18 protein-coding genes are annotated in these 13,921 nt (G+C 60.8%); 4 read left to right on the top strand and 14 right to left on the bottom strand.

Annotation, left to right across the window (positions count from 1 at the left end):
- Window positions 1-137: 137 nt before the first annotated feature.
- Both RGR602_RS05850 and RGR602_RS05840 read left to right on the top strand, forming a co-directional pair.
- On the top strand, window positions 138-623 hold the full coding sequence (locus RGR602_RS05850) for a DUF5330 domain-containing protein (RefSeq protein ID WP_039844336.1): 486 nt from the start codon (window positions 138-140) through the stop codon (window positions 621-623).
- Window positions 624-1,040: 417 nt separating this feature from the next.
- Entirely contained in the window at window positions 1,041-1,463 is a 423-nt protein-coding gene (locus tag RGR602_RS05840; protein WP_022714528.1) for a SufE family protein, read from the top strand.
- A gap of 8 nt (window positions 1,464-1,471) precedes the next feature.
- Here the strand turns inward: RGR602_RS05840 and RGR602_RS05835 are convergent, their stop codons facing one another.
- From RGR602_RS05835 to RGR602_RS05820, 4 genes are all read right to left on the bottom strand, one after another.
- On the bottom strand, window positions 1,472-1,828 hold the full coding sequence (locus RGR602_RS05835) for a hypothetical protein (RefSeq protein WP_039844334.1): 357 nt from the start codon (window positions 1,826-1,828) through the stop codon (window positions 1,472-1,474).
- A 3-nt stretch (window positions 1,829-1,831) separates the two neighbouring features.
- The gene (locus RGR602_RS05830; RefSeq protein WP_052451492.1) at window positions 1,832-2,068 is read right to left on the bottom strand and encodes a hypothetical protein; all 237 of its coding nucleotides are present in this window, start codon (window positions 2,066-2,068) and stop codon (window positions 1,832-1,834) included.
- A 2-nt stretch (window positions 2,069-2,070) separates the two neighbouring features.
- Window positions 2,071-2,376, bottom strand: coding sequence for a hypothetical protein (locus RGR602_RS05825; RefSeq protein WP_039844333.1), 306 nt, complete (start codon window positions 2,374-2,376; stop codon window positions 2,071-2,073).
- A gap of 361 nt (window positions 2,377-2,737) precedes the next feature.
- Window positions 2,738-3,196, bottom strand: a complete 459-nt coding sequence (locus RGR602_RS05820; protein WP_039844332.1) for an Rrf2 family transcriptional regulator — start codon at window positions 3,194-3,196, stop codon at window positions 2,738-2,740.
- Window positions 3,197-3,365: 169 nt separating this feature from the next.
- Here RGR602_RS05820 and RGR602_RS05815 point away from each other — a divergent pair, with 169 nt between their 5' ends.
- Together RGR602_RS05815 and RGR602_RS35345 are read left to right on the top strand one after the other, a co-directional pair.
- Complete coding sequence (locus RGR602_RS05815; protein ID WP_039844331.1) at window positions 3,366-4,259, top strand: NAD(P)/FAD-dependent oxidoreductase; 894 nt, start codon at window positions 3,366-3,368, stop codon at window positions 4,257-4,259.
- A 52-nt stretch (window positions 4,260-4,311) separates the two neighbouring features.
- Complete coding sequence (locus RGR602_RS35345; protein ID WP_223843976.1) at window positions 4,312-5,013, top strand: cysteine hydrolase family protein; 702 nt, start codon at window positions 4,312-4,314, stop codon at window positions 5,011-5,013.
- Here the strand turns inward: RGR602_RS35345 and RGR602_RS05810 are convergent.
- The 10 genes from RGR602_RS05810 to RGR602_RS05760 form a co-directional block, all read right to left on the bottom strand.
- Complete coding sequence (locus RGR602_RS05810) at window positions 4,911-5,855, bottom strand: ornithine cyclodeaminase family protein (protein ID WP_039844330.1); 945 nt, start codon at window positions 5,853-5,855, stop codon at window positions 4,911-4,913. The genes RGR602_RS35345 and RGR602_RS05810 overlap by 103 nt on opposite strands.
- A 245-nt stretch (window positions 5,856-6,100) precedes the next feature.
- The gene (locus RGR602_RS05805; protein ID WP_022714520.1) at window positions 6,101-6,532 is read right to left on the bottom strand and encodes a MucR family transcriptional regulator; all 432 of its coding nucleotides are present in this window, start codon (window positions 6,530-6,532) and stop codon (window positions 6,101-6,103) included.
- 432 nt (window positions 6,533-6,964) lie between these two features.
- On the bottom strand, window positions 6,965-7,294 hold the full coding sequence (gene mnhG, locus RGR602_RS05800) for a monovalent cation/H(+) antiporter subunit G (protein ID WP_170250762.1): 330 nt from the start codon (window positions 7,292-7,294) through the stop codon (window positions 6,965-6,967).
- Complete coding sequence (locus RGR602_RS05795; RefSeq protein ID WP_039844329.1) at window positions 7,294-7,653, bottom strand: cation:proton antiporter; 360 nt, start codon at window positions 7,651-7,653, stop codon at window positions 7,294-7,296. Before RGR602_RS05795 ends, mnhG begins: the two co-directional genes overlap by 1 nt.
- Complete coding sequence (locus RGR602_RS05790; protein ID WP_039844328.1) at window positions 7,650-8,123, bottom strand: Na+/H+ antiporter subunit E; 474 nt, start codon at window positions 8,121-8,123, stop codon at window positions 7,650-7,652. Before RGR602_RS05790 ends, RGR602_RS05795 begins: the two co-directional genes overlap by 4 nt.
- Window positions 8,120-9,670 carry a Na+/H+ antiporter subunit D gene (locus RGR602_RS05785; protein ID WP_039844327.1) on the bottom strand — a complete coding sequence of 517 codons (1,551 nt, stop codon included), beginning with the start codon at window positions 9,668-9,670 and terminating at the stop codon, window positions 8,120-8,122. The genes RGR602_RS05790 and RGR602_RS05785 overlap by 4 nt, the downstream gene beginning before the upstream one ends.
- Window positions 9,671-9,956: 286 nt before the next feature.
- Window positions 9,957-10,334 (bottom strand): Na+/H+ antiporter subunit C, encoded by a 378-nt coding sequence (locus RGR602_RS05775; RefSeq protein ID WP_039844325.1) that lies wholly within the window; start codon window positions 10,332-10,334, stop codon window positions 9,957-9,959.
- Complete coding sequence (locus tag RGR602_RS05770) at window positions 10,334-10,753, bottom strand: Na+/H+ antiporter subunit B (protein WP_039844324.1); 420 nt, start codon at window positions 10,751-10,753, stop codon at window positions 10,334-10,336. Before RGR602_RS05770 ends, RGR602_RS05775 begins: the two co-directional genes overlap by 1 nt.
- 388 nt (window positions 10,754-11,141) lie before the next feature.
- Window positions 11,142-13,508 carry a putative monovalent cation/H+ antiporter subunit A gene (locus tag RGR602_RS05765; RefSeq protein WP_039844323.1) on the bottom strand — a complete coding sequence of 789 codons (2,367 nt, stop codon included), beginning with the start codon at window positions 13,506-13,508 and terminating at the stop codon, window positions 11,142-11,144.
- 112 nt (window positions 13,509-13,620) lie between these two features.
- Window positions 13,621-13,824 (bottom strand): hypothetical protein, encoded by a 204-nt coding sequence (locus RGR602_RS05760; RefSeq protein ID WP_318299899.1) that lies wholly within the window; start codon window positions 13,822-13,824, stop codon window positions 13,621-13,623.
- Window positions 13,825-13,921: the final 97 nt, after the last annotated feature.

The following is a 13,921-nucleotide window of genomic DNA, read 5'->3' as shown; positions in this document are numbered from 1 at the left end:
TCGAATTAAATTTGCCGCAAATGCCGTCGAGTTTCGAAAAGTGGCATTCGCATTTCCCCGCTAGGGTGAAAGCACACCGGAAGACCGGGCCTGATTCGGCGAGAAGACCGGACGGGAAAACAGGATGGGCAACGACAATGTGGCTTCTGATCAAAGGATCGTTCTGGTTCGGCCTCGTGCTGGTCCTCTTGCCGCTCTTCAGCTCGGAGAGTTCGACGCGGCTTGGCAACGACCCGCAAATCCAATTCTTCGACGCCGTCACCGCCGCAAGCGGCGCCTACGAATATCTCACCGGCATGTGCAACGAGAAGCCGGAGGTCTGCGTCAAGGGCGCCGAAACGCTCACCGCCCTCGGCTACCGGGCCCGCGAAGGCGCCCGTGTCGCTTATGAGCTGCTGGACAGCCAGTTCTCGGACGAGAAGGCACCGGCCCTTGCGGAGGCGACGCCGGCCGCACCGCTTACCGAAGCGCCGGTCGCAGCCGATGCTCCTTCCGCAAAAGAGCACAGGGCTGCCGCACTGAACCAGCCGATGCCCTACCGCCCGCCGGTGGAGGACGAATCGGTTTCCGACAAGGTCGTAACCGGCGCCATTCCCTTGCCGACACCGAAGCCGGTCCTTTAAGAATTCAGCGGAGTTCTCCGCCCCAAGCTTGCACCGGCGATCCGCATGATACGGAGATGCCCGTGCCTGACGTGCCTGCCCTGTTTGATTTCAGCATTGTGCTGCGCCGTGAGGGTGCCCATCCTTCACGGCTTTTTTTCTATGCGTTCGAGCGATAGGCGGGGCTGGCGGACGAAGGCGCCTTTTGATCTTGAGGCGAGGAACAGGGCGGAAGGAACGAGGATCAGGATGCCGTTGGCGTCGTCATTCTCGGCATGGCCGCCAGCGGCATCGGCATGATATCCTGAGCGGCGCGCCCCCCGCAATGCTGCCGAAGTAGGCCTGTGGTGTTTGCCGCCTGGCAGACGTTTTTCTTTTTAATGGTTCAAAAGCGGCGGCAGTTCACCTATATCACTCACAATAGTGAAAGGCCCGCTTATGGCATCTCTCGACGAGATCATCGACGACTTCTCCTTCCTTGACGACTGGGAGGACCGCTACCGCTATGTCATCGAACTCGGCAAGGGGCTGCCGGACCTGCCGGACGACAAGAAGACGTCCGCGAACAAGGTGATGGGCTGCGCCAGCCAGGTTTGGCTGGTGACGCATCCCGAGGGGGATCCGGAAAATCCGGTGCTGATCTTCGAGGGCGATTCCGACGCGCATATCGTGCGTGGCCTCGTCGCCATCGTGCTTGCCACCTATTCCGGCAAGAGGGCCTCGGAGATCGCGGGCCTCGATGCTTTCGATATCTTCTCGAAGATCGGCCTTGTCGAGAACCTGTCGTCGCAGCGCTCCAACGGGCTGAGGTCAATGGTGAACCGAATCCGGGAAGAAGCGCGGGTGAGGGTCGCGGCTTAAGCGCGCCGTCATTCGTTTGGCAATCCGCTCGTCTCGCGTGGAAACAGCCTGATCAAGTGCGTCCGCTCCATCTGCAGCCGTGAACGGCCGGACATGATATTCTCTTCGAGACATAACGTGATGTCGCTCGCCAGAGCCTCGGGGATCTCGATGCCTCCGGCCTTGAGGAGCCGATGTTCCATCGCCGAAAGGGAGCCAACGGCACCATTGCAGCCGTCTGCGGAAAGTTCCGCCCGTCGTGTTCGGCGCTCGGCGGCATCGGCGGTTTGAATGCGCTCCCGCTCCTGATAGGCAGCGATCTGTCCCCACGCCACATAGAGAGCCGCGGCGGTGCAAAAGAAGGCGATGAAAAGGCCGCTCCGCATGCGTCAGGCCTCCCGAACGGCGTTGCAGTTGGCGGCAATCGGCATCTCGTGGGTGCCAGCTGCGAGATGCATCACGTAGCGCTCGGCGGCGTCAGCAAGGGCCAATGCAACCTCGCTCTGCAGCCACCCCGCGTTTGCGGCTTCAATCGAAATCTGCGTCGCCAGATGGTCGAAGAGGCAGGCGCACTCGTTCGCGCGCCGGGCATCGTCGACGTCGAAGGTGGGTGGCCTTATGTTCATGTTCAGTGGACGATCGCGGAACGCGAGGACGGAAGGCCCTGAATTGCAAAACGGTGAAACGGCGCAACGGTAGGAGGCATGGCGACGACACGTTTTGCCTTGCCGAAGTGGCGGTCGAGTTCACTTGCAAGCTCGGCGGGCGAGGTCGTGCCTGCCTGGAACAGCTGGATGAGCAGCAGTGCCGCAGCATTAAAAGTGCGAGGCTGATCGAAACGAATGTCGCCGGTATAGCCTGCATCGCTCAGCACCTGCTGCAGTATGCCAAGGTCCCCGCTGTTCAGATATTTCATGGTGACTTCGGAAGACATGCAGTCCTCCTTTCGGTCGGGGCTAGGGCATGACCGCCCTCAGACAGCAGCGCCCGTGAAAATGGCTGCTGGAGGCCGGACAGTGCGCTTTCAGGCAATACAAAGCAAACGATATCTTTCGCATTCCCTTATATATCGTGAGGCGGTTCGCGGCGTCTGAACGGACCGCTGCGCGATGCCCTCAGTCGCTTCAGACAATTGACCACGGATGTCGTTGCACTGGTGTGAAAAGGCGATGCCGTGCGATTTCGCCCGGCCTTGTTTATTGCCGCATTCTTTGGCGCGAGTGTCCCGCCGGCCTTCGAGCGACCTTGAGGGCGGAAACATCTTTGGTCCAGAAAATAGCCTTAAAAGGGCAATTCTAGGAATGCTCCATTGCTAAAGAGCAGTGCGCAGGTTTTGCCCATCGCTTGGAGGATTCTTCGGCAAGGGCGGCCAATGTGACCTTGCCAAACTTCGCCAGCAAGATGGCTTGCGCCTCATGCATCGCCCCGGCAAGCGAGGCGTTGACGGCCTGTTCGATGACGCAGTTCGGATTGTCGCCCGCCAGTCCGATCGAGAAGAGTTGCGGCGCGCCCAAGGCGTTGTGGATGTCGAGCAGGGTGATCTCCTCCAAAGGGCGTGCCAGGACCCAGCCGCCGCCGTGCCCCTTCTCGGACCGGACATACCCCTGATTTCGCAGGCCGGCCATGGTTCGGCGCACGACAACGGCATTGGTGCCCAGCATCGCTGCAATGGTTTCGGATGTTGCGGCGCCTTCGTGGCGATCCATGTGAACAAGCACATGCAGCATGCGGGATAAGCGGGTGTCGTGTCTCATGGCCTGGTTCACTCGTTTGCGGTTCACAGATGTAACAGATGCATAATCATGCAACAATATTAGTTGCATGATTATTGACAAACCATTTCACGTAACTTAACAAGTTCCATGACGCAACGTTCGGCCGTCCCGCCGGGCGATGAACCGGATCGACCGTGAGAGGTTATTTATGCATTTCGACGTCATCATCATCGGCGGCAGCTTTGCAGGCATTTCAGCGGCGCTGCCGCTCGCCCGTGCCAGACGGAAGATCCTGGTGATCGATGCCGGTGAGCGCCGCAATCGCTTTGCCGCTGTCTCGCACGGTTTTCTGGGGCAGGATGGCCGTGAACCCGGCCTCATCGTATCCGAGGCCCGCCACCAGCTCGAACGCTATCCGACTGTCCACTGGCTGAATGCCAAGGCACAAGCCGCAGAGAGGACAAGCAATGGATTTGCCATCGAAATCGATGGCAAACCTATGAAGGAAGGCAGGCGTCTGATCCTGGCAGCAGGGGTTGCCGATCGACTGCCCGAAATTCCAGGCCTGCAGGAACGATGGGGAAAATCTGTCTTCCATTGCCCCTATTGCCATGGTTACGAACTGAACCAGGGGCGGATCGGCGTCATCGCATCCGGGGAGCATTCCATGCATCATGCCCTAATGCTTCCTGACTGGGGCGAGACGACTTTTTTCACTAACGGTATCGTCGTCCCGAATGCCGATCAGGTAGCGCAATTGCGTGCGCGCGCAGTCAAGGTCGAGACGACACCAGTGCGCAAGATCGCAGGAGACCGTGCGGATGTCTGGCTGGACGATGGCAGGATTGTCGCAATGGACGGTTTGTTCACCTTGACGCGGACTTCAGTGCAAATCCCTTGGGCCGAGCAACTGGGCTGCGTGATGGAAGAGGGGCCGCTCGGCCAGTTCATCAGGACGGATGCCGTAAAGCAGACGACCGCGAAGGGCATCTTCGCCTGCGGCGATGCAGCAAGGGCCGCAGGCTCCGTTGCTCTCGCCGTTGGTGATGGGGCGCTGGCCGGAACGGCGGCGCATCAGTCGCTGATGTTCGGGAATGATTGAGCGCATTTTGATGTCCGCGGCATGAACAAGAAACGTTCCAAACCGGCATGCCGTGTGGCGTCACAACACTGCAACTGTTGTGACGTTTAATCGCTTAATGACCAAACGCGCCCTTGTTATCATCGACCTAATCAATGACTACCTCGACCGTTGGAGCGCAGATAAAGCAGCTCGGCTGATCGGTGAAACCAACAAGCTGGCTGTGGCCTTTAGACAGGCCGCGTTGCCCGTCATATGGGTGCGGCCGGAATTTCGGCCTGACCTTAGCGACGCCTTTCTCGAGATGCGCGACAAGAACCTGAAGATCGCGATCGAGGGAACTTCAGGCGCCCATCTTCATGCTGGCCTCAATTGCCAGCCAAGCGACACGACCATCGTAAAGAAACGCTATAGTGCCTTTTACCGGACCGAACTTGAAGACATTCTATCGGCGATGGGCGTGGCCGAGCTGGTATTGTGCGGCATCAACACGCACGCTTGTATTCGCATGGCCGCTATCGACGCTTACCAACGCGACCTTCGCGTGGTGTTGGCGGAGGAATGCATCGATTCCTATGATGCCGAGCATGGAAGGGTCTCGCTCGATTACATGAATGGAAAGATTGCCAAGTTGGCTACTGTTCCCGAGATAATCCAGGCTCTCCGCCCACTTCAGGCCGCAGGAGCCTTGCCGCCGCCGGAAGCCGCAAGCAGCTTCGATGCCACCAGGACTTCGGTGCCTGCAAGGCCCGCCGAGCAAAACAACGTCGTTTGATCGTGCGCCTGGCGAACAGGCAGCCTGCCGCTGACGATCGCTGCCAAATCCACCAAGCGCACAGCATCGGGCGACCCACGCAGGAAGAATGGAGCCTTGTAAGCGTCTGTCTGCTCCAGAGAGTCGGTCGCGATAAGATGGGCGGCCGCGGCGATATCGAAGCCCAACTCATGCTCGTCCACGGTCTTCGGACCGAGAGTGTTGATGTGAACTCCGGGCTTCAGCCAAGCCGCCTCCATCACCGGTGTTCGGCTGGTCGTTGCACAAATGACGATATCGGCCTCGCTTACAGCGCGCCGTGGCGAATCCACGGGCTCCACGGGGATACCTAAGCGCTGCTCCATCTCCGCTGAGAATGTGCAACGGTTCTGTTCGTGGCGGCTATAGACTCGGACATGATCCAGCCTGCGGACAAGTGCCGCGGCCTCCAACTGTGTCCGCGCCTGTTGCCCGCTTCCAATGACGCCTACAGTCCTGACGCTAGGCGATGACATGTGACGAATGGCAATGCCGCCAATCGCGCCGGTTCGGATATTTCCCAAGCGGCTGCCGACGACAAGGCCTTGAAGCTCTGCCGTTTCAGTCGACCAGACCGCGACGACCTGTTCGTGACGCGGCCCGTTGAATGTTTCATAAACCCTGAAGCCCGCAATGGAACCCTCGCCGATCGTCCCGCCGATGGTGAAGACAAGGTCGCCTTTGCCGCCAAAGACCACGTTATGCCTGGGCGGCGAGATCAATACCCCTGCTGATCGCGCTGCCATTGCTTCCTCGATCGCCTTGATGGCGATCGGCATAGTCGTGCTTCGGTCCAGATCGTCGTCACTTAAAACGATGGCCATCGGCGCCTCCTTGGCTGACAGACTGCGTCATGTTCGCGTCTCAACTTAGATTGAGGTCAACGGGGATTTTGCCGCAGGCGCCAGATTCGATCCGGACGACCGGAAAAGCACCAGGTGCAACTCTTTTTTATTCAATTCGCCTTTTTCGCCATGGGCTGAATATACTGGGATTATTTTCCTCCAAGTCCGCGCAAAGAAAAAGCCGGGCTTGGGGCCCGGCTTTCGCGCTTAGGAACGTGCAAGGTTCAGCCGCGGCCGCGTTTGCGGCGCTGGCCGAGGCCCATTTCCTTGGCGAGGCGCGAGCGCGCCTCGGCATAGGCGGGAGCGACCATCGGATAATCGGCGGGAAGATCCCACTTCTCGCGGTATTCTTCCGGCGAGAGACTGTGATGGGTCATCAGATGGCGCTTGAGAGATTTGAAGTTGCCGCCGCATTCCAGGCAGGTGATCTGATCATCCTGTACTGACTTGCGTACCGAAACGGCGGGCTTCTGCTTTTCGATGGTGGCTGCGGCGGGTTGCGGTGCAGACGTGTTGCTCAGTGCGGAATGCACGTCGGAAATCAAATTGGCCAGGTCACTGACCGGGACCACATGATTGCTGACATAAGCCGCTACGATATCGGCCGTCAGTTCTACCAGCAATTCCGGCCCGTTGCCGGTCGCGGTATCCGTCATATTGTGTATCTCCTGTTCGCATGCGTGGATGACCCTCTTTCGGAGGATCGCCTTCGTAGAGGCAAACAGTAAAAGGCCCAGACAGCGGCATCATGTCCTAAAAACGCGAATCCACCCCTAGATTCTTGAGACCGAAACCTGTTCTAATACTGCCCGAATACGAATCACAATCGCCGCACTCTTCGACCATAGCCTTCATTAGACATTCGAAATCAAAGCTAGAGATGGAATAGGCGAAACGATTCTAATTCGAAATCAGAACTCTACTTACACTTCAATTATCACTGTTTTACCGAAAGTCCAATTCTTATTTGCGGTTTTTCTACTTAAAAAGTTCAAAACACTAAGATTTCGCAAGCAAGGCTGCGGCTTTAGTTCACAATCGCGTGCATAACTTGCGTAAAACGAGCTAAATCGCTGAAAATTATACTCTCATCGGCCCTCCATGTCGTCGCGAACCGAGAGTTCCCACAATTTATGCCCCGTTTCATGCGCCGCCTTGGCCAAAAGGTGCGCTGCGACCGGGGCAGTCAGCAGCAGAAAGACGACGCCTGCGGCAGCGCGCGCGAAAATCGCAAGTTCGCCGGAATAAAGGCCGGCGGCAAGCAGCAGCAAGCCGGAGCCGACGGAACCCGCCTTGGAGGCTGCATGCATACGCGAGTAAAGGTCCGGCAACCGGACGACGCCGATCGCCGCCGAGAGCGCGAAAAACGCACCGGCAAGCATCGTGAGGGCGGTTGCCGCGGCGATAACGTGTTCCATTATCGTGCCTTCCCTTCCGTATCGCCCGGCGCCGGCGCCGCTGCCTGTTCTTGCCTGGCCGGCGGCGGCCTGGCTCCGGGGCCACGGCGCGACAGGACGAAGCGGGCGAAGGCAACCGTCGCGAGAAAGCCGACGAGGCTCAGTGCGATCGCGATATCGATGTAAAGCGCAAAGCGCGTCTTGACGGCGATCACCGCGATGAAGCCGATGGCAATGCCGGTCAGCGTATCCAGAGCGAGAATGCGGTCCGGCAGCGTCGGTCCGATGATCACGCGATAGGCGGTGAGCACGAAGGCGATCCCGAGGATCGCAAGCGTGACCGCGGCGGCGGCCGAAACAAGCGTAAACGGCGCAATCATCGGAAAGCCTCCATGATCTTGCGTTCGAAGCCGCTCGCAATGGCGCGCTTCGTCGCTTCCGGGTCGGCGCAGTCGAGCGCGTGGACATAAAGCGTCCTGCGGTCCTCCGAAACATCGACTGAGAGCGTGCCGGGCGTCAGCGTGATGAGATTGGCAAGCAGCGTGATCTCGAGATCACGATCGACGGTCAGCGGAAAGGCAAAGATGCCGGGCCGGATCTCCATCCTCGGCCGCAGCACCGTCCGCGCGACGGTCCAAGCCGAAAGCGCCAGTTCCTTCAAGAAAAGCAGCGCGAGTGACAGGACAAGGCGCGTGCGGTGAAGATAGCCCTTGCTGCCGAAAGGCTCGCGCACGATCGCCAAAGCGACGGCCCCGAGAACGAAGCCGAAAACAAGATTGTGCAGCGAGGCGCTGCCGGAAACGGCAACCCAGGCAATGGCAAGCAGCAGATTGACGAGGAAGGCGATCATTGCGCCGCTCCTTCCGGGAAGACAGAATGGATGTAGGCGCCCGGATCGGCGAGGCTTCCGGCGGCCGCCTGCACCAGCGACAGCAACGGCTCCGGCGCGATGCCGAAACCGGTGACGAGTGCGGTCAGCGCCAGAAGCGGCAGCGCCGATTGCCAGCCGATCGCGACCGCCTCGACAGGCGCCGGCGCCGGGCGCCAGTAGGCGAGCAGGAAGACGCGGCCGAAACAGATGGTCGTCAGGAACCCGCCGGCCAAAAGGGCGGCGGCAAGCCACCATGCGCCGATATCGAGCGCTGCCTTGACGAGGATGACCTTCGGCCAGAAGCCGGAAAACGGCGGCAGGCCGCAGGCGGCGAGGAAGAGGATGAGCGAGACGGCGGCAAACCAGCCGCACTCGCGATAGAGCCCGCCAAGCGCGCTGAGCTGGAAGCTGCCCCCGAGGCGGGCCGCCTGCCCCGCCAAGAGGTAGAGCGCCATCATCAGCATGACGGAATGCAGCGCGTAAAAGACCGAGCCGCTGACGCCACCCGGCGTGCCGATCGCGATACCGGCAAGCATGTTGCCGATGCCGGAAATGACGACGTAGCCGAGCATGCGGCGGATATCGGTTTGCGCCAGCGCGCCGAGTGCGCCCATGAGGACGGTTGCGGCGCCGACAAGCGCGATCATCAGGCTCAGCGCCTCGCGCTCCACCGGCAGCAGCATCACCACCACCCGGATCAACGCGTAGATGCCGACCTTGGTGAGCAGACCGGCAAAGAGCGCGGAGACGACGATGCGCGGCGTATGATAGGAGGCCGGCAGCCAGAAGTTTACCGGGAAAGCGGCGGCCTTCATGGCGAAGGCAAAAAGGAAGAGGGCAGCCAACGTCATCAGCGGCGCGGTATCGCGCAGGCCCGCGGCCTTCAGGGCGATGTCGGCCATGTTGAGCGTGCCGAAGATCGCGTAGAGGTAGCCGACCGCAATCAGAAAGAGCGTCGTGCCGATCAGGTTCAGCACCGCATATTTCATGGCACCGTCGATCTGCTCGCGCTCGGATCCAAGGATCAGCAGGCCGAAGGACGAGATCAGCAACACCTCGAACCAGACATAGAGGTTAAAAATGTCGCCGGTGAGAAACACCCCGGACACGCCTGCCATCAGGAGCATCAGGAACGGGAAGAAGCCGAAGCGCCGCCCGCCCGCGTCGATGTCGGTGAGAGCATAGAGGCTGCTCACAAGCGCCGCGATCGCGGCTGCAAGCGCCATCAGCGCGCCGAAGAGGTCGACGGTGAAGGCAATGCCGAAAGGCGGCAACCAGCGCCCCATCACCATCGTGACTGGGCCATCGTCGATCACCCGTTTCAACAACACCGCGTCGACCAGCACCAAGGCCGCCAGGCCGAGGACGGCGATCAACGCATGCAGGCGGACATGGGCGCGAAGCATCAGCATCAGCGCGCCGAGCACGATGCAATGCACAACCGGCAAGATCACCAGCCAATTGCTTGGGGGAACGGGTGCGGTGAGGAACGCGGCGGAAAGGTCGGTGCCGATGGGGGCGGCCATTTAAAGCTTCCTCCCCTTCTCTCCGGCAAGGATTAGTGCCGCGCGGAGCAAGGCGACGAGGAAGGTGAACGGCGCAGGCCGCAAGCGTCGGGAGCGCAAGCGACGGATACCATATGCCAGGTCTACCCCCTCATCCGATCCTTCCGGGCCGCTTCTGCCCGCCGGCAAGAAGGCTGAACACGCGGCAGCCCCAATGGAAAAAGCCAGCGCCACCAGCCGATCTCCCTCCCTGTGGGGGCGATGGCCGGCAGGACGGAGGGGGGGTATCATCCGCACCATCCTCATCTCAATACCCCACTGGCGGAAGCGGCGGATCGTCGGGCTCGGCGACGCGCATCTCGTCGGTGTTGTCCGTGCCGATGTCCTGATAGGCCCGGTAGGTCAGCACCAGCAGGAAGGCGAGGAAAGAGAAGGAGATCACGATCGCCGTCAGGATGAGGGCTTGCGGCAGCGGGTTGGCTGCACCGGCGGGCAGCGCGTCGAGGCCCGCCGGAATGATCGGCGGCACCTCGCGCGTCAGGCGCCCGGCGGTAAAGAGCAGGAGGTTCACGGCGTTTCCAAGGATCGCGATACCGAGCATGATGCGGATCGAGAATTTCGACAGCAGCAGGTAGATGGCGGCAGAAAAGAACAGGCCGACGAGGATCGCAAAAAGCGGCTCCATCACTCCACCTCCCTTTCCTCAAGGGCTAGCGCAATGGCGGTGATCGCGCCGACGACAACGAAATAGACGCCGATATCGAAGAGCATGACCGTCGAGAGCGGCACCTCGACGCCAAGGATTGAAGGATAGACCCAAAGGCCGGTCATGAAAGGCACGGCTGCGGCAATCGAGACCAGGCCGGCGACCGCCGACATCATCAGCCCGGCACCGGCGATCGACAGCGGATGAAAGAGGATTGCCCGGCGCACAGCCGGCACGCCGGCCGCGATGCCGTAGATCGCCAGTGCCGAAGCGGCGATAAGCCCGCCGATGAAGCCCCCGCCCGGCTCGTTGTGGCCGCGCAGCAGGATGAAAACCGAAAAGAGCAGCATGAGTGCGACGAGGAAGGGGGCGATGGTGCGGAAGATGAGAGTGTTCATCGGGTGGGTGCTCCGCTTGGCGGCAATCGTCGGACGAGGCTACCTTCTTTGCCCATCAAGTCAGTCGATGGGGCACGCAAGGACAACCCTACCTCATCACCCGCCCTCATTCTCGAAGCACCACCTCCTCGTGCGCCACCCTGGCGATCTGAATCCCGCTGAATGCGTGCGCTTTGCCAACAGCGCTCATCCCAAGATCCCCTCATTCCTGTGCTCGTCGCAGGATCGAGGCCTCGGCGCGCCTGCGCCGTGAATGAACCGCCTTTTGCATGGTTCCTGTGACGGGCACGGCAATGATGGCGGTTGAGGCAATGTCGTCTCCAGACAACATCACCTGGCGCTCCAAACCTGCCGGACTTTAAACCTCCGAGATGGAAACAAACGCCTTTCACTCCGCCACCTCCACTCGGTCCGGATCAGGCGCGACCAGCTTCCGCTCTCCCCCTGCCCGCATGCGGATCAGTGCGATGATGGCGAGGCCGGTGATGGCGACAACGGCGATCTCGCCGAGGGTGTCGGTGCCGCGGAAATCGACGATGATGACGTTCACGACATTGGCGCCGTGGGCAATGGTTTTCGAATAGGTGTTGAAGAAATCCGTCAGCGCCGCATTGAACGGCCCCTCCGTCGCCCGCATCAGAAGCAGCGCAAAGCCGAGGCCGCAGGCAAGCGCGATCGAGCCGTCGCCAAGCCGCTGAAGCAGCGGACGCGGGTCGGTCGGCGAGAGGCGAAGCCTCGTCATGACGAGCGCCAGGATGACGACGGACAGCGTCTCGACCATGAACTGCGTGAAGGAAAGATCGGGCGCCCCGAAGAGCAGGAAGATCAACGCCACGGAAAAGCCCTGGATGCCAAGCGAGATGATTGCCGTCAGCCGGTCGCGGGCGCAAAGCACTGCCGCAAGGCCGATCACGGCGAGCAGGAAGATCGCCCATTCATGGAGCTGGACGCCGCGCGGCCAGACGGGAAACGACGGCAGTTCGCCGTAAAGCAGCGGCGGCACGAGGAGTATCAAGGCGAGGCAGACAAAGGTGCAGGTCACGTAGATTTCCAGCCGTCCCGGCTGGACGATGCGGGTGACGCGCCAGGCAAGGCGGACGAGCCCGGCGATAAAGCTATCGAAGCCGCGGTCCGGCCCCGGCCCTGCCGCCTGCAAGAACGACACCATCAGCGCCCGGGCCAGCTCAATCTTCCAATAGACCGCAACGCCAAGGATGACGGTCAATACCGAAAGCGCGAGCGGAAGGCCCAGATGCGGCATCGGCGAGATCGCAACGTCGATCGCATCGCCCTGAACGGCCGAAGCCATCGGAGACGATATGTAGTGATGCGTGATGCCGGAAAAGAGCGCGAGAGCAAGGCCCAGCGCTGCCAGAATGCCGGGACCGAGCCAGAGCAGGACGGGCGCCTCGTTGGGATGTTTCGGGGTTTCGGCCGCCTGACCGACGAAGGGTTTCAGGCCGACCGAAAAGGCAATTGCAAACATCAGCGCATTGCCGAAGATCGCGACCGCGGTGAAGACCAGCGAGCGCAGGTTGCCGCCGGCGAGCGCAGCGTAGATCTCCTCCTTGGCGAGGAAGCCGAAGAAGGGCGGAAGGCCGCCCATCGAGATCGCGGCGAGCATCGCAATTGCAAAGGTCAGCGGCATGGCGCTCAGCAAACCGCCGAGCTTCGTGATATCGCGGGTGCCCGTCTCGTGGTCGAGGACGCCTGCTATCATGAAGAGTGCACCCTTGAAGAGCGAGTGCGCCACCAGGTAAAGCACCGCGGCTTCGATTGCGTATTCCGAACCGAAACCGGTTAGCAGGACGAGAAGGCCGAGCGAAGAAACCGTCGTATAGGCGAGCTTCAGCTTCAGGTCGGCATGGGCAATGGCGAGCGCCGAACCGGCAACCAGGGTCATGCCGCCGAAGAACGGCAGCAGGATTTCCCAGGCCGGTGTGCCGCCCATCACCGGGTTCAGCCGCATCAGGAGATATACGCCGGCCTTAACCATGGTTGCGGAATGCAGGTAGGCCGATACCGGCGTCGGCGCCTCCATGGCGTTCGGCAGCCAGAAGTGAAATGGAAACTGCGCCGATTTGGTAAAGGCGCCGCACAGCACGAGACCGAGCGTTGCCAGATAAAACGGGCTGCCGCGGACGACATCGCCGAAGGGCGAAAGCAGCGACATCTGCGTGACGCCGGTGATGTTCCAGAGAAAGAGCAGGCCGGCCAGCAGGCAAAGCCCGCCACCGCCGGTCACCACCAGTGCTTGAAGTGCCGCCCGTCGTGCCGCCTCCCGCTCATGGTCGAAGCCGATCAGCAGGAAGGAGGTGATCGAGGTCAGCTCCCAAAAGATGAAGAACATCAGGAAACTGTCCGAGACGACGACGCCGAGCATCGCACCCATGAACAGGAAGATAAAGGAGAAGAAGCGCCCCTGCTGCGGATGCCCCTTCAGGTAGCCGCCGGCATAAAGCACGATCAGCGTGCCGATGCCGGTAATCAGCAGCGCAAAGGTGAGCGACAGGCCGTCGAGAAACCAAGAGAAGCTCAGATTGTAGCTCGGCACCCAGGAATATCCGCCGGTCACCACCTCGCCACGGGCGACGCCTGATATGAAGCGGAGGAAGTGCAGGAACGACAGGAACGGCACGGCAGCCAGCAGCCAGGCGCCGCTTGCGCCGAGCCGGCGAATGACGAAAGGGGAAAGCAAGGCGCCGAGAAGCGGCAGGCACAAGGCCAAAAATGTCAGACCAGTGACACCGGCCATGTCCCCTCCTCATTGCCAGAAAGTGATGCGTTGGCGCGAACTTAGGGTAATCGGCAAGCGCCCTCAAGCATTTTCGGAGAAGGTTTGGATGAATGATCGGAGGCAGGACCGATCAGGCCTGGCGGAGCGTAGCGGCAGACGCAAACATGTGAAACAGCAGGACAACTACCGTCAGCGGCCAGAGAATGCATGCCACCGCGCCTGCGAGGCGGGCCAACGTCCAACCATCGTGGTTGGCCCAGCCTTCCAGCAAAGTCATCGTCAGAAAGAGCACAGCCACAAGGCAATAGGCCCACGGTAGAACAACGATGAACACGTCCATATCCCCCGCCTGGCATCAGCCGCCATGGCTAAGAGTACGTTAACGGCGCGGTCGGGATCAAACCATCAATTCGGATTAGCTATAGGCCGGG

This window comes from Rhizobium gallicum bv. gallicum R602sp (assembly GCF_000816845.1).
Lineage (GTDB): Bacteria > Pseudomonadota > Alphaproteobacteria > Rhizobiales > Rhizobiaceae > Rhizobium > Rhizobium gallicum.
The sequence above is the reverse complement of the archived record's forward strand: the minus strand, read 5'-3'. Positions and strand labels throughout refer to the sequence as shown.

What these genes read in the sequence shown, in the direction of transcription:
- RGR602_RS05840 (WP_022714528.1), top strand. Translation starts at nt 1,041, where the DNA reads ATGGCATCTCTCGACGAGATCATCGACGACTTCTCCTTCCTTGACGAC.
- RGR602_RS05805 (WP_022714520.1), bottom strand. Translation starts at nt 6,532, where the DNA reads ATGACGGATACCGCGACCGGCAACGGGCCGGAATTGCTGGTAGAACTG.
- RGR602_RS05810 (WP_039844330.1), bottom strand. Translation starts at nt 5,855, where the DNA reads ATGGCCATCGTTTTAAGTGACGACGATCTGGACCGAAGCACGACTATG.
- RGR602_RS05850 (WP_039844336.1), top strand. Translation starts at nt 138, where the DNA reads ATGTGGCTTCTGATCAAAGGATCGTTCTGGTTCGGCCTCGTGCTGGTC.
- RGR602_RS05790 (WP_039844328.1), bottom strand. Translation starts at nt 8,123, where the DNA reads ATGATCGCCTTCCTCGTCAATCTGCTGCTTGCCATTGCCTGGGTTGCC.
- RGR602_RS05835 (WP_039844334.1), bottom strand. Translation starts at nt 1,828, where the DNA reads ATGCGGAGCGGCCTTTTCATCGCCTTCTTTTGCACCGCCGCGGCTCTC.
- RGR602_RS05770 (WP_039844324.1), bottom strand. Translation starts at nt 10,753, where the DNA reads ATGAACACTCTCATCTTCCGCACCATCGCCCCCTTCCTCGTCGCACTC.
- RGR602_RS05765 (WP_039844323.1), bottom strand. Translation starts at nt 13,508, where the DNA reads ATGGCCGGTGTCACTGGTCTGACATTTTTGGCCTTGTGCCTGCCGCTT.
- RGR602_RS05820 (WP_039844332.1), bottom strand. Translation starts at nt 3,196, where the DNA reads ATGAGACACGACACCCGCTTATCCCGCATGCTGCATGTGCTTGTTCAC.
- RGR602_RS05795 (WP_039844329.1), bottom strand. Translation starts at nt 7,653, where the DNA reads ATGATTGCGCCGTTTACGCTTGTTTCGGCCGCCGCCGCGGTCACGCTT.
- RGR602_RS05825 (WP_039844333.1), bottom strand. Translation starts at nt 2,376, where the DNA reads ATGTCTTCCGAAGTCACCATGAAATATCTGAACAGCGGGGACCTTGGC.
- RGR602_RS05830 (WP_052451492.1), bottom strand. Translation starts at nt 2,068, where the DNA reads ATGAACATAAGGCCACCCACCTTCGACGTCGACGATGCCCGGCGCGCG.
- mnhG (WP_170250762.1), bottom strand. Translation starts at nt 7,294, where the DNA reads ATGGAACACGTTATCGCCGCGGCAACCGCCCTCACGATGCTTGCCGGT.
- RGR602_RS05785 (WP_039844327.1), bottom strand. Translation starts at nt 9,670, where the DNA reads ATGGCCGCCCCCATCGGCACCGACCTTTCCGCCGCGTTCCTCACCGCA.
- RGR602_RS05775 (WP_039844325.1), bottom strand. Translation starts at nt 10,334, where the DNA reads ATGGAGCCGCTTTTTGCGATCCTCGTCGGCCTGTTCTTTTCTGCCGCC.
- RGR602_RS05815 (WP_039844331.1), top strand. Translation starts at nt 3,366, where the DNA reads ATGCATTTCGACGTCATCATCATCGGCGGCAGCTTTGCAGGCATTTCA.